This window comes from Micromonospora sp. NPDC002296 (assembly GCF_040296145.1).
Classification (GTDB): domain Bacteria; phylum Actinomycetota; class Actinomycetes; order Mycobacteriales; family Micromonosporaceae; genus Micromonospora.
This window is the reverse complement of the sequence record NZ_JBEOWQ010000019.1, coordinates 24,058-43,362: the sequence shown is the minus strand read 5'-3', so window position 1 is coordinate 43,362 and position 19,305 is coordinate 24,058. Positions and strand designations below refer to the sequence as shown.

Below are 19,305 nucleotides of genomic sequence, written 5' to 3'. Positions count from 1 at the left end.
ACGAACCACGCGGCCGGGTCCGAGTACGGCCGCCCTCACCGGGAGGCAACCTGATGCAGCCGGGTCCACTCCCCTCGGCCGACGTGTCCGACGAGCCGAGCGGGCCGGCCGCCCCGCTGCGGTGCGGCCCGACGCCCACCCGGCTCGGGGTGACCGAGGCCGGGCCGGACGAGCCGCTCGCCGTGGTCGCCGCCGGGCCGGCCGGCGCCGCCCGGCGTGACGTGCTCGCCTCCCTGCTGGGGCTCGCCCCGGGGACGCTCGCCGTCCCGCCCGGGAGTTGGCTGCTGGTCGACCACGCCCGGGTGCCGACCCGGGCCGCCTACGTGCCCGGCTACCGCCAGCCGCACGCGTACGCGCCGGACCGGTCGGCGGCGGGCCCGGCGCTGGCCCGGCCGCCGCGTCGGGTCGAGCTGACCGTCGCCGAGCCGCTGCTGCGGCACTTCACCGTGGTCGACACGCCCGACACCGACACGCTGGGCGTCGCCGGCGAGCGGGTGTTGCTCGACGCGGTCGGCCGGGCCGGGGCGTTGCTGTTCGTGATCGCGGCGGACCAGGCGTTCACGGTCGCCGAGCTGCACCTGCTGACCGAGGCCGCCCACGCCGCGGCCGAGGTCTTCCTCGTGGTGACGCCCGGCGTCTCGGGTTGGGCCCCGCCCCCACCCGGGCGGCCGGATGCCGGGTCGGATCGACCGGACGGGCCCGGGGCGTGGGGACGGGTGATGAGCAGCCGCCGGGACCCGGCGCGGACGGACGGCACGGGGGCTTCCGTCCCGACGGGTTCCGGCGGCCGGGTCGGCCGGCCGCCGACGCGATCCGCGCAGCCGGGTGGGCCGGTGGATCCGCGGCCGGCCCGGCTGCCGGCCGAGCCGGACCCGGTCGGCGCGGCGGACCCGGTCGGCGCGGCGGACCCGGACGGCGCGGCGGACCCGGACGGCGCGGCGGATCCGGTCGAGGTGGTGCTGGCCGCGCACCGTGCGGCGCTGCTCGCCGCCGTGCCGGGCCTGGCCGTGGCCCACTGGTACCCGGCCCGGCCGGACGACGTCGGCGCGCTGCGGCGGGCCCTGGTGGGCTGGGCCGCCGACGAGGGGCTGCGCCGGGCCGGCGCCCGGTCGCCGGTGCTGCCCGGGACGCACGGCCGGGTCGCGGTGTCGCCCGGCGCGGAGGCGACCGGGTGGGCCGAGCAGCTGGACCGGCAGGCCCGCTCCCGGGCCCAGCGCATCCGCCAGCACGTCGCCCTGGAGCTGGCCGACACCCACCTGCGGGTGGTGCGGGAGATTGTCTTCGGGGTCGGCTGCGCCGGGCTGCCACAGCTGCTCGACCGCGAACTGGAGGCGCTCTCCCTGCTCGCCACCGCCCAGTGCGACGCGGCGGTGCGGGCCCTGCTCGACGATGCCGCCGGGCGGGTCCTGGGCGCCCCGGTGCCCGAGGGGGTTCGGCGGCGGATCGGCAACGCCGTCCGCTGGGGGCTCGCCGACCATCCGGCCGGCCGGGACCTCGACCGGGTGCTGCTGGTCACCAGCACCGCCGGGGTGGCCGAGGTGGCCGGCGCCGGTGCGGTGGACGCGGTCTCCGGCTACCCGGGCGGGGAACGTGTCGAGGTGCTTCCGCCGGTCGCCGTGGCCCTCTCCGGCGGCTGCTGGCAGCACTGGCGCAGCCCCGGCAACGAGGACCCGGGCGGCGCCCGGTCCTGGGCGCAGCGGGCGCTGCGCGAGGTCGAACTGGAGCTGACCCGGGACATCTCCCGACGCTTCGAAGCGGTCCGCCGCTCGCTCGGCGCGGTGCTCTCCGAGGCGGTCGACCACGGCATCCTGCTCGCCTGACGCCGGCCCGGACCGGCCGGTGGGGCCCCGACGGGGGCCTGCCGGCCCGGCCCGCGCGCCGGCCGCCGGGGCGGCTCCGGCTGGTGATCCGGACCCGTCCGGCGTTCCGGTTCATCGCTTCCCGGCAACCGGTGGCACGATGGGGGGCATGGCGGCTCCGCAGGTTGCACCGGTCGAGACGCCGGCCACCGAAGAGGTGCCGGCTTCCGACCGGCCGTGGGTGACGATTGTGTGGGACGACCCGGTGAATCTGATGTCGTACGTGACCTGGGTCCTCCAGAAGTTGTTCGGGTACAGCCGGGAGAAGGCGGAGAAGCTCATGCTGGACGTGCACCACAAGGGCCGGGCGGTGGTCTCCAGCGGTGCCCGGGAACGGATGGAGCACGACGCGGCGCAGCTGCACGCGTACGGGCTGTGGGCCACGGTGGAGCGGTCGTGAGCATGTTCCGGCGCCGGGGCGACCGGTACGTCGCCACCCTCGCCGTCGACGAGGTCCGGGTCCTGCGCAAGGTGGCCTCCGAGGTGGTGGGGCTGCTCACCGACGGCTTCGACCACTCCGACCCGGTGCTGGGCCGGCTCTTCCCCGAGGTCTACCCGGACGACTCGGCCGGGACGGCGGAGTTCCGCCGGTACACCGAGGGCGACCTGAAGACCGGCAAGATCGACCAGGCCGGGGCGATCCTCGCCGCCCTGCCGGACTCCTCGGACTCCTCGGGCGGCGAGGTCCAGCTCGACGCCGAGGCGGCCGAGGCGTGGCTGCGGGCGCTCAACGACGCCCGCCTGGCGATGGGCGTCCGGCTGGAGGTCAAGGACGGCACGGACCTCGGTGCGGAGCTGGACGAGGCGGTCGCCGCCGACCCGTCGTCGAGCCGGGTGTTCCAACTGTCGGTCTACGCGTACCTCGGGTATCTCCAGGAATCCCTGCTCAACGCCATGCTCGACTGAGCGTGACCGTCGCCACCCCCGGCTGGCCAGGTGGAGGGGCTAGGCTGGACGGCGTGCTGAGCATTGACCGGTCGATCATCGACGCGATCGTCGCCCACGCCCGCCGGGACCACCCGGACGAGGCGTGCGGCGTGGTCGCCGGTCCCGCCGGCAGTGACACCCCGGTCCGGCACGTCCCCATGGAGAACGCGGCCCGCTCCATGACGTTCTACGAGTTCGACTCGATGGAGCACCTGCGGCTGTGGCGGGAGATGGACGACCGCGACGAGGAACCGGTCGTCATCTACCACTCGCACACCGCGACCGAGGCGTACCCGTCGCGTACCGACGTCTCCTTCGCCGGCGAGCCCGGCGCGCACTACCTGCTCGTCTCCACCCGCGAGCCCGACACCGAGGAGATCCGCTCCTACCGGATCGTCGACGGCGTGGTGACGGAGGAGCCGGTCCGGATCGTGGACGCCGCCGTGGACCCGAACGCCGTCCAGTCCTACATGTTCGGGCAGAGCCCGGCGACGGTCGACTACGAGTGTTCCGACCGCTGATTCCAGCGGCATCGCGGCATTCATTCCTTCCCGTCACCGAGCAACCGCACATCCGGACAAGGAGCACGACACACCATGGCCATCGAGGTTCGCATCCCCACCATCCTGCGCAGCTACACCGGCGGCGCGAAGGTCGTCGAGGGCGCCGGCGACACGCTCACCGACCTGCTCGCCGACCTGGACTCCCGGCACGCCGGCCTGCGCGGCCGGCTGGTGACCGAAGCCGGCGTGCTGCACCGCTTCGTGAACGTCTACGTCAACGACGAGGACGTCCGCTTCCTCGGCGCGCTCGACGCCAAGCTCAACGACGGTGACAGCGTCACCATCCTGCCGGCCGTGGCCGGCGGCGCGTTCGGCTTCGCCGCGGCGGCGGCGATCGCCTCGCACACGGTAGCCACGCGCGCCGCTGCCGTCCGCTGAGGCGGGGCGGCGATGGCGCGGTACGACAGCCTGTTGGACGCCTGCGGCGGCACGCCACTGGTCGGGCTGCCCCGGCTCTCGCCGATGGTGCCCGAGGGGGCACCGCCGGTGCGGCTCTGGGCCAAGCTGGAGGACCGGAATCCGACCGGCAGCATCAAGGACCGGGCCGCCCTGTTCATGGTCCGCCGGGCCGAGTCCGACGGCCGGCTCCGCCCGGGCGACACCATCCTGGAGCCGACCAGCGGCAACACCGGCATCTCGCTGGCCATGGTGGCGAAGTTGCGGGGCTACCGGGTGGTCTGCGTGATGCCGGAGAACGTCTCGACCGAGCGGGTCCAACTGCTCCGGATGTACGGCGCGGAGATCATCTTCTCGCCGGCCGCCGGCGGCTCCAACCAGGCAGTCGCCACCGCCAAGCAGATCGCCGCCGAGCACCCCGACTGGGTGATGCTCTACCAGTACGGCAACGAGGCGAACGCCCGGGCGCACTACGAGACCACGGGCCCGGAACTGCTCCAGGACCTGCCCACGATCACCCACTTCGTGGCCGGGCTCGGCACCACCGGCACCCTCATGGGCACCGGGCGTTACCTGCGCGAGAAGGTCGAGGGCATCCAGGTCGTGGCCGCCGAGCCCCGCTACGGGGAACTGGTCTACGGGCTGCGCAACATCGATGAGGGGTACGTCCCGGAGCTCTACGACGCCACCGTGCTGTCCCGGCGGTTCTCCGTCGGCACCAGGGACGCCGTGCTGCGTACCCGGCAGCTCGTGGAGGTGGAGGGGATCTTCGCCGGCTTCTCCACCGGGGCCATCCTGCACGCCGCCCTGGCGGTGGCGCACGAGGCGGTCCGGGACGGCCGCCGGGCCGACGTCGCGTTCGTGGTCTGTGACGGCGGCTGGAAGTACCTCAGCACCGGCGCGTACGGCGGCACCCTTGCCGACGCCGAGGAGGCCCTGGAGGGGCAGCTCTGGGCCTGAGGACGAGCCTGACGGCGCCGACGGGCCGTGACCGGGTGACCGGTCCGGCCCGTCCGTCGTCTCCGGGCCGGCGCGGTTGCGGGTGTCACGTTGATGACAACTTCCACTAGATGATTCTTGCCCCGGCGCGCGCCAGCGTAGGCTGCGCAGCGTGTCGTACACGTCGATGAAGATCATGGACGGGACGGCGGCCGACGTGACGACTACGGTTCGTGACAGCGGGACAACCACATGCGACTGACCGTCCTCGGTTGTGCCGGGAGCTTCCCCGGCCCCGACTCCCCGTGTTCGGCCTATCTGGTCGAGGCCGACGGTTTCCGGCTCCTGGTCGACTTCGGCTCCGGCGCGCTGTCCACCCTCCAGCGCTACGCCGGGCTGCACGCCCCGGACGCCATCCTCCTCACCCACCTGCACTGCGACCACATGCTCGACGCGGTGACATACGTGGTGGTGCTCCGGTACGCCCCGGACGGCCCGTGTCCGCCCCTGCCGGTGTACGCCCCCTCCGGCGCACCGGACCGGCTGGCGCTGGCCTACGGGCAGGAGGACAGCACCGTCGAGGACGTCTACCAGTTCTACGGCCTCGAACCGGGCACGTTCCCGATCGGCCCGTTCACCGTCACCGTCGACCGGATGAACCACCCCGTCGAGACGTACGGGGTGCGGCTTGAGCACGACGGTCGGGTGCTCTGCTACTCGTCCGACACCGCGCCGTGCGAGGCGCTGCTGCGGCTGGCCCAGGACGCCGACGTCTTCCTCTGCGAGGCCAGCTACCTCGACGGGGCGGACAACCCGCCGGACCTGCACCTGACCGGCCGGGAGGCCGGCGAGGCGGCCACCAAGGCGGGGGTGGGCCGGCTGTTGCTGACCCACCTGGTCGCCGCGTGGGGCAGCGAGGCGCTCACCGTCGAGGCGGCCGGCGCCGCGTACGACGGGCCGCTGGAAGTCGTCCGCTCGGGCGGCTGCTACGACATCTGACCGCCCTCGGCCGGCGGCGGGCGCGGACAGCGGGAGACCCCGGGGCGGTTCGATCACCGCACCGCATAGGGTGCAGGCATGGCGCGACCTGACGGGCGGCGGCCCGACCAACTCCGACCGGTGACCCTGACCCGGGGCTGGAGCACCCACCCGGAGGGCTCCGTGCTCGTCGAGTTCGGCGAGACCCGGGTGCTGTGCACGGCCAGCGTCACCGAGGGAGTGCCCCGTTGGCGCAAGGGCTCCGGGCTCGGCTGGGTGACCGCCGAGTACGCGATGCTGCCCCGGGCCACGAACACCCGCTCGGACCGGGAGAGCATCAAGGGCCGCGTCGGCGGGCGGACCCACGAGATCTCCCGGCTGATCGGCCGCAGCCTGCGGGCCGGCATCGACCTCAAGGCGCTCGGCGAGAACTCGGTCGTGCTGGACTGCGACGTCCTCCAGGCCGACGGCGGCACCCGCACCGCGGCGATCACCGGCGCGTACGTGGCGCTGCACGACGCGGTGAGCTGGCTGGCCGCCCGCAAGTCGCTGGCCGGGAAGCCGGACAAGGTGATGCACCGCTCCGTCGCCGCGGTGAGCGTCGGCGTGATTGCGGGCGAGGCCCGGCTGGACCTCTGCTATGAAGAGGACGTGGCGGCCGAGGTCGACATGAACGTGGTCTGCACCGGCACCGGCGAGTTCGTCGAGGTGCAGGGGACGGGGGAGTCCGGGGTCTTCGCCCGCGACCAGCTCGACGCCCTGCTCGACCTGGCGGTCGCAGGCTGCGCGGAACTGGCCGAGGCCCAGCGGAAGGCTCTCTCATGAACAAGGTGCTGCTCGCCACCCGTAACCGGAAGAAGCTGATCGAGCTCCAGCGGATCCTCGACGGCGCGCTCGGCGCGCACCGGGTCGCCCTGCTCGGCCTCGACGACGTCGAGGACTACCCGGAGCTGCCGGAGACCGGCCTGACCTTCGGCGAGAACGCGCTCATCAAGGCGCGGGAGGGCTGCCGGCGCACCGGTCTGCTCACCATCGCCGACGACTCCGGCCTCGCCGTCGACGCCCTCAACGGGATGCCGGGGGTGTTCAGCGCCCGCTGGGCCGGCCGGCACGGCGACGACCGGGCCAACCTCCAGCTCGTGCTGGACCAGATCGCCGACCTGCCCGACGACAACCGGGGCGCGTCGTTCGTCTGCACGGTGGCGCTGGTGCTGCCCGGCGGCAAGGAGCACCTGGTCGACGGCCGACAGGCCGGCCGGCTGCTGCGCGCGCCGCGCGGCGAGGGCGGCTTCGGGTACGACCCGATCTTCCTCGGCGACGGCCAGGACCGCACCAACGCGGAGCTGACCCCGCCGGAGAAGGACGCGATCAGCCACCGGGGCAAGGCGCTGCGCGAGCTGGCCAAGCTGATCGCCAAGGTCCTCCCGCCGGCGGCCTGACGGCGGGCGGCGGACCGACCGGGGAGGCCCGTGCCGGGTGTCCGGCACGCGCCACCCCGGGGTGGTCAGCCGAGCGGGCCGATCTCGCGCTCGATGGCGGCCCGCAGGTCCGGCCCGGCCAGCACGGCCCGGGCCGCCTCCATCAGCGGAGCGAGGAACACGTCGGGCCCCGGCTCCCCAACCGCCTCACCGAGCGCGGCCAGGGCGGCCCGCCCGGCCGGCGACGGCGTCAGCGGGGCGCGTAGCTGGAGCCCGCGTACGGCGGCCAGCAGCTCCACCGCGAGCAGACTGGTCAGGTTGTCCAGCACGGTGAGCAGCTTCTTCGTAGCCGCCCAGCCCATCGAGACGTGGTCCTCCTGCATCCCGCTGGTGGGCAGCGAGTCCACCGACGCGGGTGCGGCCAGCCGGCGGTTCTCCGCGACGATCCCGGCGGCCGTGTACTGGGCGATCATCAGCCCGGAGTTGACCCCGGCGTCGGGGGAGAGGAACGCCGGCAGCTCCCGGGACCGGGTCACGTCGAGCAGCCGGTCCACCCGCCGCTCGGAGATCGCCCCCACCTCGGCGGCGGCGATGGCCAGGAAGTCGGCGGCGAAGCCGAGCGGGGCGCCGTGGAAGTTCCCGGTGGACTCGACCCGCCCGTCGGGCAGCACCACCGGGTTGTCCACCACGGACACCAGCTCCCGGTCGGCCACGGTCCGGACGAAGTCCAGGGTGTCCCGGGCCGCGCCGGCGACCTGCGGCGCGCAGCGCATCGAGTACGCGTCCTGCACGGCGTGCGCCAGGTCGTCGCGGTGCGAGTCCATCACCGCCGACTTCTGGAGCAGCCGGTGGATGTTCGCCGCCGACGCCGACTGGCCGGGGTGCGGGCGGATCGCGTGCAGCTCCGGCAGGAACGGCCGCTCCGAGCCGAGCATCGCCTCGATGGCCAGGGCGGCCGTCACGTCGGCCATGGCGAACAGGTGCGCCGCGTCGTTGATGGCCAGCAGCAGCATGCCGAGCATGCCGTCGGTGCCGTTGATCAGGGCCAGCCCCTCCTTGGCGGCCAGCTCCACCGGGGTCAGCCCGGCCCCGCGCAGCGCGTCGGCGGCGTCGAGCCGCTCGCCGGCCGGGCCGAGCACCCAGCCCTCGCCGAGCAGCACCAGCGCGCAGTGCGCCAGCGGGGCCAAATCGCCGGACGCGCCGAGCGAACCGTGCTCCGGCACCCACGGGGTGACGTCGTGGTTGAGCAGGTCGACCAGGGCCTCGGCGACCAGCGGGCGGACCCCGGAGCGGCCCAGCGCCAGCGAGCGGACCCGCAGCAGCATCATCGCCCGGACCACCTCGCGCGGCATCGGAGCGCCCACCCCGGCGGCGTGCGAGCGGATCAGCGCGTGTTGCAGCTCCGCGCGCCGCTCCGGCGCGACGAAGGTGTTCGCGAGGGCCCCGAAGCCGGTGGAGACGCCGTACACGGGCCGGCCGGCGGCCTCGATCCGGTCCACGATGGACCGGCTGGCCGCCATCGCGTCCACGGTGGACGGGGCGAGGACGACCCGGGCGCTGCCTCGGGCCACGGCGAGGACGTCGGCGGGGCAGATCCCGGTGGGCTGGACGGTCACGATCGACATTGCGGCACTCCGTTGTGCAGAACCTGGCGGATCAGGGGAACACCGGGCCGGTAGGCCAGGTGCAGGTACGACGGCGCGTCGAGGATGGTCAGGTCGGCCCGCGCGCCGGGCCGCAGCACCCCGACGTCGGTGCGGCGCAGCGCCCGCGCGCCCCCGGCGGTCGCGGCCCAGACCGCCTCCGCCGGGGTCATCCGCATCTCGCGTACGGCGAGGGCGACGCAGAACGGCATCGACGAGGTGTACGACGAGCCGGGGTTGCAGTCCGTCGCGAGGGCCACGGTGACGCCGGCGTCGAGCAGCCGCCGCGCGTCCGGGTACGGCGAGCGGGTGGAGAACTCCGCCCCGGGCAGCAGTGTGGCGACGGTGGTGGTGTGCAGGCCGTCCGGGCACATGCAGTCGATCCGGCGCGACGCGAGCGCGTCGATGTCGGCGTCGGACAGGTGGGTGCAGTGGTCCACGCTGGCCGCGCCCAGCTCCACGCCGAGCTGCACGCCCGGACCGGGGCCGAGCTGGTTGGCGTGGACCCGCATGCCGAGCCCGACGGCCTGCCCACAGGCGAGGATCGCCCGGGCGTGGTCCACGTCGAAGGCTCCCCGCTCGCAGAACACGTCGATCCAGCGGGCGTACGGGGCGGCGGCGGCCAGCATCGGCCCGCACAGCATGCCCACGTAGTCGTCGGGGCGGTGGGAGTACTCGGCGGGAACCACGTGCGCGCCGAGGAATGTGGTGTCCTCGGTGAACTCGGCGGCGATCCGCAACGAACGGGCCTCGTCGGCGACGGTCAGCCCGTACCCGCTCTTGATTTCGATGGTGGTGGTGCCCTGCCGCATTGCCTCGCCGCGCAGCCGCCGGACGGTGGCCCGCAGCTCGTCGTCGGAGGCCGCGCGGGTCGCGCCGACGGTGGTGCGGATGCCGCCCCCGGTGTAGGGCTCGCCGGCCATCCGGGCGGCGAACTCGGTAGCCCGGTCGCCCGCGAAGACCAGGTGGGCGTGGCTGTCCACGAAGCCGGGCAGCACGGCCGCCCCCTCGGCGTCGATCCGCCGGTCGGCGGCCGGGGCGTCCCGGGCCGGCCCGACCCAGGCCACCTGCCCGTCCTCGACCAGCACAGCGGCGTCCCGGCGGATTCCCAGCGGTCCGCCCTCGCCGCCGATGTCGTTGGTGACCAGCTCCCCGATGTTGTCGATGAGCAGGCTGCCGGTGTTCCGCGGCGCCGGCCGGACCCGATCGCCCGGCCCGGCCGGTCGGTACTGCCAGTTGCCCGGGCTCACGAGTTCACCGCCTGGATGGCACGCCGCAGCTCCGCCGGCACGTCCACGGTCAGGTGCCGGCCGTCGGCCACGACCGTCCGCCCGTCGACCACCACATGCGTCACGTCGGCGGCGGTCGCCGCGAAGAACGCGCCGACCGGCGGCACCCCGGCGGTCCGGGCGTTGTCCAGCCGCACCGTCACCAGATCGGCCCGGTCGCCGACCGACAGTCGGCCGGCGTCGCCCCAACCGAGCGCGGCGTGCCCGGCGACGGTGGCCGCGCCGACCAGCTCGGCTGCGCTGAAGTGCCCCCGGCGTCGGGTGCGCAACCGTTCGTCCAACTCCACCGCGCGGGCCTCCTCGAACAGGTCGATCACGGCGTGGCTGTCGCTGCCCAGGCTCAGCGCGACGCCCGCCTCGGCCAGCCGGCGGGCCGGCCCGATCCCGTCGGCGAGGTCCCGCTCGGTGGTGGGGCAGAGGCAGACCCCGGTGCCGGTGTCACCGAGCAGAGTCACGTCGGCGCTGGTGGGGTGGGTTGCGTGCACGGCGACGGTGCCCGGGCCGAGCACCCCGTGGTCGGCCAGCAGCCGGGTCGGCGTGCGGCCGTGCGCGGCCCGGCAGGCGTCGTTCTCGGCGGGCTGCTCGGACAGGTGCACGTGCAGCGGCGCACCGCGCCGGTCGGCCCATTCGGCCACGGTGGCGAGCTGCTCCGCCGGCACCGCGCGGACCGAGTGCACGGCCGCCCCGACCAGCGCGTGGGCCCCGTCGGGGGCGAACGCCGAGGCCCGGTCGGCCCAGCCCAGCGCGTCGCCGTCGCCGAACCGCCGCTGCGGCCCGGTCAGCGGCTCACCGTCCACGGTGGCGGTCAGGTAGCAGGTGTCCAGCAGGGTGAGCCGGATCCCGGCCTGCGTGGCGGCCTCGACCAGGGCCGCGCCCATCGCGTTCGGGTCGGCGTACGGCGTGCCGTCGGGGCCGTGGTGCAGGTAGTGGAACTCGCCGACGCAGGTGATCCCGGCCAGCGCCATCTCGGCGTACGCGGCCCGGGCCAGGGCCAGGTAGCTGTCCGGGTCGAGCCGGGCCGCCACGTCGTACATGACATTCCGCCAGGTCCAGAAGTCGCCCCGGCCGCCGTGGGTGCGCCCGCGCAGCGCCCGGTGGAACGCGTGCGAGTGGGCGTTGGCCAGCCCGGGCAGGGTCAGCCCGGGCAGCCGGGTGACGTCGCCGAGCACCTCCACCCCGGCTGTGGGCGTGCCCGCGCCGCCGAGCGGGGTGACAGCCGTGATCCGGCCGTCCGCGGCCTCGATCAGCACGTCGGCGGTCGGCTCGGCCCGGTCGGGCAGCCAGGCGTACTCGGCGAGCCAACGGGTCGGGGTCACCTCTTCCGCCCCATGTGGAGCTGCCCCGTCTGCGCTACCGGGCCCAGCGACCGCGAGGGTGACCACGAAGGCGACGGCGACTGCGAGGCCACCAGAGCCAGCGACGGCGAGGGCGAGGGCGCGAGCGCCAACGACGGCGGTGCCGGCGATGGGTGAGGCGTCGCACCCGGCCTCTGCCCCGTCTGCGCGGGCAGCTCCATAGGGCCCGGGGTGTGTTGGCCGCCCCGGGCGGGTTCCGCGCCGATTGGCGTGTGTGGGCCGCCCGGAGCGGGCTCCGCGCCGGCTGGTGTGTGCGGGCCGGCTGGCGTGTGCGGGCCGCCCCGGGTGGGGTTCCCGCCGCCTGGCGTGTGCGGCCCGCCTGCGGCGTCCGCGCCGGCCGGCGTGGGTCGGTCCGGCCCTGGGTTCGTGGCCGGCCCGGCCGTCGGAAGCCCTGGCCCGGCCGCCGGAGGCTGGATCAGACGCATGTCAGCTCCTCCAGGACCCGGGCCAGGGCGGCGACCCCGGCGGCGCAGTCGGCGTCCGTGGCCGCCTCGGCGGGGGAGTGCGACACCCCGGTCGGGTTGCGTACGAACAGCATGGCGGTGGGCAGATGCCCGGCCAGCACCCCGGCGTCGTGACCCGCCCCCGTGGGCAGCACCGGCGCGTCCAGCAGTGCCGCCAGCCGTCCGCCGAGGCCGCCGTCGAAGGCGACCAGCGGGGTCGCCGACTCCTCGGTGAGGGTGACCTCCGTGCCGTCCCGGCCGGCCCGCTCGGTGGCCTTGGCGCGCACCGCGTCGACCAGGCCGGTCAACGTGTCCGGTTCGGCCGCGCGGGCGTCCAGCCAGCCGGTCACCTTCGACGGGATCGCGTTGGTGGCGTTCGGCTCGACCCGGACCCGACCGACCGTGGCGTGCGCGCCGCGCAGCCGGGCCTCCTTGTTCGCCGCGAGCACGGTGAACGCGTACGTGAGCATGGGGTCGCGGCGGTCGGCCATCAGGGTCGTACCGGCGTGGTTGCCCTCGCCGTGGAAGTCGAAGCGCCAGCGGCCGTGCGGCCAGATGGCGCTGGCGACCGCGACCGGCGCGTCACGCTCGACCAGCGCGCGGCCCTGCTCGACGTGCAGCTCCACGAAGCACGAGAACCCGCCCAGCAGGTCGGGCCGGGCACCCGTGGGCCGGTCGCCCAGCGCCTCGGCCAGGCTCACCCCGTCGGCGTCGCGCAGGCCGGCCGCGCGGCCCGGGTCGAGCGCGCCGGTGAGCAGCCGGGACCCCAGGCACGGTACGCCGAACCGGGCCCCCTCCTCCTCGGCGAACGCGGCCACGACGAGGGGCCGGGCCGGGGCCGCCCCGGCGGCGCGCAGCTCGTCCACGGCGAGGAACGCGCTGACGATGCCGAGCGGCCCGTCGTACGCGCCGCCGTGCGGCACCGAGTCGAAGTGGCTGCCGGTCAGCACCGCGTCCCCGGCGGCCGGATCGCCCCAGCGGGCGAAGAGGTTGCCGTTGCCGTCGGCGGTGACCGGCATGCCCCGGCCGGCGGCCTGCGCCCGGAACCAGTCGCGTAGCGCCAGTTCCGGCTCCGTGAACGCGTACCGCAGGTAGCCGCCGCTGCCCGGGTCCCGGCCGACCGGGGCGATGGAGTCCCAGAGCGCCCGGAACCGGCCGGCCAGGTCCGTCAGGTCCGCGTGGTCCGCCGTCATGCCCGGCCCTCGGCCATCGGCACCCGTACGCCGGTGTGGTCGGCGACCTCGCGGGCGGCGTCGTAGCCGGCGTCGACGTGCCGGATTACGCCCATCGCCGGGTCGTTGGTGAGCACCCGCTCGATCTTCTGCCCGGCCAGCGCGGTGCCGTCGGCGACGCAGACCTGGCCGGCGTGGATGGACCGGCCGATGCCGACCCCGCCGCCGTGGTGGATGGACACCCAGGACGCCCCGCTGGCGGTGTTGACCAGCGCGTTGAGCAGCGGCCAGTCGGCGATCGCGTCGGAGCCGTCGGCCATCGCCTCGGTCTCCCGGTACGGGCTGGCCACGCTGCCGCAGTCCAGGTGGTCCCGGCCGATGACGACCGGCGCGCTCAGCTCGCCGGAGGCGACCATCTCGTTGAACCGCACCCCGGCCCTGTCCCGCTCGCCGTAGCCGAGCCAGCAGATCCGGGCCGGCAGGCCCTGGAAGGCGACCCGCTCGCCGGCCAGTCGCATCCACCGGGCCAGCGACTCGTTCTCCGGGAACAGGTCGAGGATCGCCCGGTCGGTGGCGGCGATGTCGGCCGGGTCGCCGGAGAGCGCCGCCCACCGGAACGGGCCCTTGCCCTCGCAGAACAGCGGCCGGATGTACGCCGGCACGAAGCCGGGGAAGTCGAACGCCCGCTCGTACCCGCCGAGGCGCGCCTCGCCCCGGATCGAGTTGCCGTAGTCGAAGACCTCGGCCCCCGCGTCGAGGAAGCCGACCATCGCCTCGACGTGCCGGGCCATCGACGTCCGGGCCCGGTCGGTGAACTCGGCCGGCTTCGCCTCCGCGTAGTCCCGGGCGTCGGCCGGCTCCACCCCCTCCGGCAGGTACGACAGCGGGTCGTGCGCGCTGGTCTGGTCGGTGACGATGTCGATCTCCACACCCCGGCGCAGCAGCTCGGGGAAGACGGTGGCGGCGTTGCCCACCACGCCGACGCTGAGCGCGCGGCGGTCCCGCTTCGCGGCGAGCGCCCGCTCCACCGCGTCGTCCAGGGAGTCGGCGACCTCGTCGAGGTAGCGGTCGTGGACCCGGCGGTCCAACCGGCTGCGGTCCACGTCGACGATGAGGCACGCGCCGCCGTTCATGGTGACCGCGAGGGGCTGGGCCCCGCCCATCCCGCCGCATCCGGCGGTCAGCGTCAGCGTCCCGGCCAGGCTTCCACCGAACCGTTTGGCGGCGACGGCGGCGAACGTCTCGTACGTGCCCTGGAGGATGCCCTGGGTGCCGATGTAGATCCACGACCCCGCGGTCATCTGCCCGTACATGGTCAGGCCGAGCTGCTCCAGGCGGCGGAACTCCGGCCAGGTGGCCCAGTCGCCGACCAGGTTGGAGTTGGCCAGCAGCACCCGGGGTGCCCACTCGTGGGTGCGCAGCACCCCGACCGGGCGGCCGGACTGCACCAGCATCGTCTCGTCCTCGCGCAGGTCGGTCAGCGTGCGCACGAGCGCGTGGTACGACGGCCAGTCCCGCGCGGCCTTCCCGGTGCCGCCGTAGACGACCAGGTCGTCGGGGCGCTCGGCCACCTCCGGGTCGAGATTGTTCATCAGCATCCGCAGGGCGGCCTCCTGCGGCCACCCCCGGGCGGTCAGCGCGGTGCCGCGGGCGGCGCGGACGGGCTGGGACATCTCGGTTCTCCTCTCAGCCGAGGAACAACTGGCGACGGGCGGCGGAGGACTCGAATGCCTCCAGCCGGCGTTGGGTCTCGGCGGGCGCGGCGTCGCAGATGGCCTGGAGGACCACCATCGCCAGGGTCATCGGGGCGGTGTGCAGGTCGAACACCAGATCGGTGCCGACGGCGGCGGGGAGTACCACGTCGGCGTGGTCGGTGGCCGGGCTGACCGGCGAGTCGGTGATGGCCACCACGGTCAGCCCGGCGGCCCGCGCCTCGCACAGCGCGTCCAGGGTCTCCCGGGGGTAGCGGGGCAGCACGAACGCCAGCAGGGCGGTCGCCCCGGCGGCGGCGGCCTGTTCGAGGCGGTCGGTGAGCAGGCTGCCGCCGTCGTCGAGCACCCGCACGTCCGGGTGCACCTTGGCGGCGAAGTACGCGAAGTACGCGGCCAGCGGCGCGGCGGCCCGTAGCCCGAGCACCGGCAGCGGGCGGCTCGCGGCGAGCAGCTCGCCCGTCTCGGCGATCCGGTCCAGGTCGGCGAGCTGGCCGGCCAGCCGTTCCAGGTTGCCCACCTCGGCCCGGACGGCGCGTTGCAGCTCGTTGCCGCCGCCGGAGGACCCGCCGGTGGCCGCGCCGGTCAGCTCGCGCAGCCGGCGGCGCAGCGCCGGGTAGCCGTCGTGGCCGAGCGCCACGGCGAACCGGGTCACCGACGGTTGGCTGACCCCGGCCAGCTCGGCCACCTCGGCGGCGGAGAGGTATGCCGCCGAGGTGGCGTGCTGCACCAGGCTGTGCGCGATCCGGCGCTGGGTCGGGGTGAGCCGGACGCCCCGGAACAGGTCGACCACCCGGTCGGTGGGCGCCCCGCCGGTGCGTCCGTCATTCATGCGCCGACTCTATGCATCAAAACTTTCAGAGGCAAGCCGTGAGCACCGTCGTTGTCGCGCCGTCTCTGTACTATCCGCACGGCGGGTGAGCAGAGGAGTGGGGCATGCAGCCGGAGGGTCCGTACAGGTTCACCGAGGCGGTGGGGGATTGCCAGGTCGGTCGGGCATGGTCCGCCGTGGACGGTCAGGGGCGGCCGGCGCTCGTGGTGGTGCTGGACGGCGTCGCGGCGGCGGACCAGCGCTGGCGGGAGGCCTTCGCGAACGTGGCGAACACGCTCGCCCAGACGGCCGGCGGCCACCGCTACCTCGCCGCCGACTTCTCCGCCGCCCATCCCTGGGTGGCGTACCCGCCGGGAGAGGCCGGTGCGCCGCAGCGGCTGTTCCAGACCCTCGGCATGGACTACCGGCCCGTGGCGGGCGGGTCGACGCCGCCCCCGCCGTCCCAGCCGATCTCGACCCAGCCATCCTCGGCGCAACCGATCTCGGCGCAACCGATCTCGGCGCAGCCGCAGCCGGTTGCGACGGCGACGCAGCCCACGTCGGCGCCGCCCCAGCCGGTGTCGGTGCCCCCGCAGCCGACGTCGGGCCCGCCCCAACTGCCCTGGGTGCCCCAGCCGTGGGCGGTGACGCCCCAGCCGGTCTCCGGAGCGCCGCTCTCGCCGGCCGCCGAGCCGACGCCCGGCAGCTCCCCGCCGTACGACACGTTCTCCGCGCCCGGCCGGCGGATCGCGCCGGCGCAGCCGCCCCGGCGCAGCCGCACCGGCCTCTGGGTCGCCGTGGTGGTGCTGGCGGCGGTCGTCGCCGGCGGCGCCGGGGTGTTCGTCGGCACCACCCTCGGTGATGACGGGGCCGCTCCCGGCCCGGCCCCCTCGGCCAGCCCCACCGTGGCGCCGTTCGAGGCGAACCAGTTCTCCCTCAACAAGCCCAAGTTCGAGGGCGACCTCGCACCGCTGGCCGAGCCGTGGCTGGCCCGGATGGGCGGCTGCGCGGTCGACACCGAGGCCGGCGGGCCCAAGCGGCCGGCGGACGAGAAGCGGCACGTGTTCTGCCGCTACGGCGGGCTGTCCCTGCACTTCGGCCTCTACGAGGCCAGGTCCACCAAGGACGCGGCACGGGCCTACCGGCAGCAGCTCAACCTGGCCGGCGGGTCCCTCGCCCCCGGCCTGCGGGAGGCCACCCGGACCACCGGCGGCGTCAGCGGGGCCGCCGGCAGCTACATCGAGTACGCCTTCAAGGGCGACGACGGCCGGACGATCTGCGGGGTGTGGTGGGACCGCGACGACGGGCTCGGGGCGCTCTACCTGGAGACCCTCTGCGAGGCCGGCGTCGGCGGGAACTGGGACGCGCTGCGGGACCTGTGGCGGCGCACCAGCTGACGGTCGTCGCGGGAGTTGACAACGGCTGCGGCGACATCATTAATGGACACGGCCGTCGGGGGACCGGTGTGACATCGCCCGTCCAGGCGGGTTCTTGGGCGCCCGGCCGGAGATGGCGCCCCGTGTCCCTGGGGAGCATCGGGTTGGGCGACAAGTCATGACGTCGGTCGAGGACGCCGGTCCCGTGCCGGCTCCGCGCGTCGGCCCGCCGCTGCTGGCCGGGCGTTCCGTCGCGCTCGTCCACGAGTGGTTCAGCGCGGCCGGCGGCTCCGAGAACGTCTTCCTCGCCATCGCCGACCTGGTCCCGCACGCCGACCGCTTCGTGCTGTGGGCCGAGTCCGACGTTCCCCGGGACCGGCTGCGACTGCGGGAGTCCTGGCTGGCCCGGACGCCGCTGCGCCGCAGCAAGGCCCTCGCGTTGCCGTTCCTGCCGCTGGCCTGGCGGGCTGCCGCCCGCCCCGCCGGGTACGACGTGGTGATCTCCTCCAGCCACGCCTTCGGCCACACGGCCCGGTTCGGTCCGCCCGAGCGGACGCGGCACCTGAGCTACGTGCACTCGCCCGCCCGGTACGTCTGGAGCCCCGACTTCGACGGGCGCGGCGCGGGCCGGCTGCTGAGCGGGCCACGACGGGCGTTGCAGGCGGTGGATGTCCGGCTCAGCCGGCACGTGCACGCCTACGCCGCGAACTCCCGCGAGGTCCAGGCCCGCATCCGCCGGTACTGGGGGCGCGACGCGGTGGTCATCCACCCGCCCGTCGACGTCGACTTCTTCGCCGCCCCGCCGGCCGCCGAGCGGGACCAGGCCCGCGAGTACCTGCTCGGGGTCGGGCGGTGGATCCCGTACAAGAACTTCGACCTGATGATCGCGACCGCCGCCGAGGCGGGCCTGCCGCTCGTCCTCGCCGGAGGTGGCCCGGAGGAGGCCCGCCTGCGCCGGCTGGCCGCGCGGGCGCCCGTCCCGGTGACGTTCGAGCCGCGGCCCGGTCGGGAGCGGCTCCGGGAGCTGTACTGGGGTGCCCGAGCCCTGCTGTTCCCCGCGCACGAGGACTTCGGCATCATCCCGGTCGAGGCCCAGGCGTGCGGCACCCCGGTCATCGGGCTGCGCGCGGGCGGGCTGCTGGAGACCGTCGTGGAGGGCGAGACGGGTTTCCTCGTCGCGTCGCGGGACCCGGCCCGCCACGCCGCGGCCGTCGGCCGGCTCGACGGGCTCGACCCCGAGCGGGCCCGCCGGCACGCGGCCGGGTTCGGGCGGGACAGCTTCGCGGCCCGGATGGCCGAGTGGGTCACGCATGAGTCCGGCTGAGCGGGTCGAAACGACCGTCCTCGAGTGCAGCGGCGTCGGGGACGGCGGGATCACCCGGGTGCTCACCGAGGTCGTCCGGCACTGGCCCGGCCCGCAGCGGCTCCGGGTGGTCGCCGCGCCACCCGACTGGGCCGTCCCCCCGACCGACCCGGCCGTCCAGGTCGAGGTGGTCAGCCGGCAGCCGGCCGACCGGGCCCGGGCGATCGCGTCCGCGGTCACCGCCCTGCGCGGCGTCACCGGCCGCGCCGACCGGGGTGCCGCCCCCGCGACCACCGTGCTGTCGCTGAGCCCGTCGCTCGCCGTGCGGGGCAGCCGGTTGCCCGTCACCACCGTCGTGCACGACCTCGCGTTCCGGCTCTGGCCGCACGGGCTGTCGGGCGCCGTCCGGCAGTACCGGCGGGTCAGCTACGGCACCGCGATCGGCCGGTCCGCGCGGCTGCTCTGCGTCAGCGCCCGCACCCGACACGATCTCCTCGGCCTGTACGGCGTCCGCGACGACCGCACGGCGGTCTGGCACCCGGGCAGCAGCCTCGACACCGCTCCCGGCCCGCTGCCCGCCCCGCTGGCCGCGCGGGTCGCGGGCGGCGGGCACTACCTGGCGGTGGCCGGGCACGCCGCGCACAAGGGGGTCGAGATCGCCGTCGACGCCCTGCCCGACCTGCCCGGGTACGTGCTCGCGGTGCTCACCGGCGGGCAACGGGTGCCGGAGTTCGAGGCCGCCGTCGCCCGCTGCGCCGCGGCGGAACGGGTGCTGTTCCTGGACCGCCTCCCCGAGGACGGGTACGCCGCCACGATCGCCGGCGCCGCCGCGTTCCTGATGCCCAGCCACTTCGAGGGCTACGGGCTGCCTGCGGCCGAGGCGCTGCGGCTCGGCACGCCGGTGGTCGTCTCCCCGGATCCGGCCCTGCACGAGGCCACCGGCGGGCGGGCGGCCCGGATGACGAGCTGGACGCCCCGCGCCCTCGTCGACGCGGTGACCGAGGCGACGACCGCGCCCCGGCCGCCGGTGGGGCGGTGCGGCCGGTCCTGGCGTACCGCGACGGCACACCTCGCCGACCTGCTCTCCGGGGTGCCGACGGCCCCCCGCCCGGTCGGGCGGTGAC

General features: G+C 75.3%; 18 protein-coding genes. 12 read left to right on the top strand and 6 right to left on the bottom strand.

Annotated elements, in window-relative coordinates; genetic code table 11:
• Positions 1 to 53 precede the first annotated feature (53 nt).
• The 9 genes from ABT023_RS17005 to rdgB all read left to right on the top strand — a co-directional run bounded on the left by ABT023_RS17005 (position 54) and on the right by rdgB (position 7,101).
• Positions 54 to 1,820 carry a hypothetical protein gene (locus ABT023_RS17005; RefSeq protein ID WP_350886348.1) on the top strand — a complete coding sequence of 589 codons (1,767 nt, stop codon included), beginning with the start codon at positions 54 to 56 and terminating at the stop codon, positions 1,818 to 1,820.
• A 148-nt stretch (positions 1,821 to 1,968) separates the two neighbouring features.
• Positions 1,969 to 2,259, top strand: coding sequence for an ATP-dependent Clp protease adapter ClpS (clpS, locus tag ABT023_RS17000; RefSeq protein ID WP_350886347.1), 291 nt, complete (start codon positions 1,969 to 1,971; stop codon positions 2,257 to 2,259).
• A gap of 2 nt (positions 2,260 to 2,261) precedes the next feature.
• Positions 2,262 to 2,765, top strand: coding sequence for a DUF2017 domain-containing protein (locus tag ABT023_RS16995; RefSeq protein ID WP_350886464.1), 504 nt, complete (start codon positions 2,262 to 2,264; stop codon positions 2,763 to 2,765).
• A 53-nt stretch (positions 2,766 to 2,818) separates the two neighbouring features.
• The gene (locus ABT023_RS16990; protein ID WP_350886345.1) at positions 2,819 to 3,307 is read left to right on the top strand and encodes a M67 family metallopeptidase; all 489 of its coding nucleotides are present in this window, start codon (positions 2,819 to 2,821) and stop codon (positions 3,305 to 3,307) included.
• Between the two features lie 75 nt (positions 3,308 to 3,382).
• Positions 3,383 to 3,727, top strand: a complete 345-nt coding sequence (locus ABT023_RS16985) for a MoaD/ThiS family protein (RefSeq protein WP_350886344.1) — start codon at positions 3,383 to 3,385, stop codon at positions 3,725 to 3,727.
• 12 nt (positions 3,728 to 3,739) lie between these two features.
• On the top strand, positions 3,740 to 4,705 hold the full coding sequence (locus tag ABT023_RS16980; protein ID WP_350886342.1) for a PLP-dependent cysteine synthase family protein: 966 nt from the start codon (positions 3,740 to 3,742) through the stop codon (positions 4,703 to 4,705).
• A 231-nt stretch (positions 4,706 to 4,936) separates the two neighbouring features.
• Positions 4,937 to 5,683, top strand: coding sequence for an MBL fold metallo-hydrolase (locus ABT023_RS16975; protein WP_350886340.1), 747 nt, complete (start codon positions 4,937 to 4,939; stop codon positions 5,681 to 5,683).
• Positions 5,684 to 5,761: 78 nt separating this feature from the next.
• Positions 5,762 to 6,487, top strand: a complete 726-nt coding sequence (rph, locus tag ABT023_RS16970; RefSeq protein ID WP_350886338.1) for a ribonuclease PH — start codon at positions 5,762 to 5,764, stop codon at positions 6,485 to 6,487.
• Entirely contained in the window at positions 6,484 to 7,101 is a 618-nt protein-coding gene (gene rdgB, locus ABT023_RS16965; protein WP_350886336.1) for an RdgB/HAM1 family non-canonical purine NTP pyrophosphatase, read from the top strand. The genes rph and rdgB overlap by 4 nt, the downstream gene beginning before the upstream one ends.
• A 65-nt stretch (positions 7,102 to 7,166) precedes the next feature.
• Here rdgB and hutH read toward each other — a convergent pair whose 3' ends face one another.
• The 6 genes from hutH to ABT023_RS16935 all read right to left on the bottom strand — a co-directional run bounded on the left by hutH (position 7,167) and on the right by ABT023_RS16935 (position 15,523).
• On the bottom strand, positions 7,167 to 8,705 hold the full coding sequence (gene hutH / locus ABT023_RS16960) for a histidine ammonia-lyase (RefSeq protein ID WP_350886334.1): 1,539 nt from the start codon (positions 8,703 to 8,705) through the stop codon (positions 7,167 to 7,169).
• Positions 8,693 to 9,895 (bottom strand): imidazolonepropionase, encoded by a 1,203-nt coding sequence (gene hutI, locus ABT023_RS16955; RefSeq protein WP_350886462.1) that lies wholly within the window; start codon positions 9,893 to 9,895, stop codon positions 8,693 to 8,695. Before hutI ends, hutH begins: the two co-directional genes overlap by 13 nt.
• A gap of 74 nt (positions 9,896 to 9,969) precedes the next feature.
• Entirely contained in the window at positions 9,970 to 11,328 is a 1,359-nt protein-coding gene (locus ABT023_RS16950; RefSeq protein ID WP_350886332.1) for a formimidoylglutamate deiminase, read from the bottom strand.
• Between the two features lie 454 nt (positions 11,329 to 11,782).
• Entirely contained in the window at positions 11,783 to 13,003 is a 1,221-nt protein-coding gene (locus ABT023_RS16945; RefSeq protein ID WP_350886330.1) for an allantoate amidohydrolase, read from the bottom strand.
• On the bottom strand, positions 13,000 to 14,655 hold the full coding sequence (gene hutU / locus ABT023_RS16940) for a urocanate hydratase (RefSeq protein ID WP_350886329.1): 1,656 nt from the start codon (positions 14,653 to 14,655) through the stop codon (positions 13,000 to 13,002). The genes ABT023_RS16945 and hutU overlap by 4 nt, the downstream gene beginning before the upstream one ends.
• 13 nt (positions 14,656 to 14,668) lie before the next feature.
• Positions 14,669 to 15,523, bottom strand: a complete 855-nt coding sequence (locus ABT023_RS16935) for a MurR/RpiR family transcriptional regulator (RefSeq protein WP_350886327.1) — start codon at positions 15,521 to 15,523, stop codon at positions 14,669 to 14,671.
• Between the two features lie 104 nt (positions 15,524 to 15,627).
• On the opposite strand from ABT023_RS16935, the gene ABT023_RS16930 reads away from it, so the two are divergent.
• The 3 genes from ABT023_RS16930 (at position 15,628) to ABT023_RS16920 (ending at position 19,304) form a co-directional block, all read left to right on the top strand.
• Positions 15,628 to 16,899: a hypothetical protein gene (locus ABT023_RS16930; RefSeq protein WP_350886326.1), complete on the top strand. Its 1,272-nt coding sequence runs from the start codon at positions 15,628 to 15,630 to the stop codon at positions 16,897 to 16,899.
• Between the two features lie 157 nt (positions 16,900 to 17,056).
• Positions 17,057 to 18,202, top strand: a complete 1,146-nt coding sequence (locus ABT023_RS16925; protein WP_350886324.1) for a glycosyltransferase — start codon at positions 17,057 to 17,059, stop codon at positions 18,200 to 18,202.
• Complete coding sequence (locus ABT023_RS16920; RefSeq protein WP_350886322.1) at positions 18,189 to 19,304, top strand: glycosyltransferase; 1,116 nt, start codon at positions 18,189 to 18,191, stop codon at positions 19,302 to 19,304. Before ABT023_RS16925 ends, ABT023_RS16920 begins: the two co-directional genes overlap by 14 nt.
• The last annotated feature ends 1 nt before the right edge of the window (position 19,305 follow it).

Coding starts and splice junctions, on each gene's coding strand:
- ABT023_RS16975 (WP_350886340.1), top strand. CDS start 4,937: ATGCGACTGACCGTCCTCGGTTGTGCCGGGAGCTTCCCCGGCCCCGAC.
- clpS (WP_350886347.1), top strand. CDS start 1,969: ATGGCGGCTCCGCAGGTTGCACCGGTCGAGACGCCGGCCACCGAAGAG.
- ABT023_RS16945 (WP_350886330.1), bottom strand. CDS start 13,003: ATGACGGCGGACCACGCGGACCTGACGGACCTGGCCGGCCGGTTCCGG.
- ABT023_RS16995 (WP_350886464.1), top strand. CDS start 2,262: ATGTTCCGGCGCCGGGGCGACCGGTACGTCGCCACCCTCGCCGTCGAC.
- ABT023_RS16985 (WP_350886344.1), top strand. CDS start 3,383: ATGGCCATCGAGGTTCGCATCCCCACCATCCTGCGCAGCTACACCGGC.
- hutH (WP_350886334.1), bottom strand. CDS start 8,705: ATGTCGATCGTGACCGTCCAGCCCACCGGGATCTGCCCCGCCGACGTC.
- rdgB (WP_350886336.1), top strand. CDS start 6,484: ATGAACAAGGTGCTGCTCGCCACCCGTAACCGGAAGAAGCTGATCGAG.
- ABT023_RS16930 (WP_350886326.1), top strand. CDS start 15,628: ATGCAGCCGGAGGGTCCGTACAGGTTCACCGAGGCGGTGGGGGATTGC.
- ABT023_RS16935 (WP_350886327.1), bottom strand. CDS start 15,523: ATGAATGACGGACGCACCGGCGGGGCGCCCACCGACCGGGTGGTCGAC.
- ABT023_RS16920 (WP_350886322.1), top strand. CDS start 18,189: ATGAGTCCGGCTGAGCGGGTCGAAACGACCGTCCTCGAGTGCAGCGGC.
- ABT023_RS16925 (WP_350886324.1), top strand. CDS start 17,057: ATGACGTCGGTCGAGGACGCCGGTCCCGTGCCGGCTCCGCGCGTCGGC.
- ABT023_RS17005 (WP_350886348.1), top strand. CDS start 54: ATGCAGCCGGGTCCACTCCCCTCGGCCGACGTGTCCGACGAGCCGAGC.
- rph (WP_350886338.1), top strand. CDS start 5,762: ATGGCGCGACCTGACGGGCGGCGGCCCGACCAACTCCGACCGGTGACC.
- ABT023_RS16980 (WP_350886342.1), top strand. CDS start 3,740: ATGGCGCGGTACGACAGCCTGTTGGACGCCTGCGGCGGCACGCCACTG.
- hutU (WP_350886329.1), bottom strand. CDS start 14,655: ATGTCCCAGCCCGTCCGCGCCGCCCGCGGCACCGCGCTGACCGCCCGG.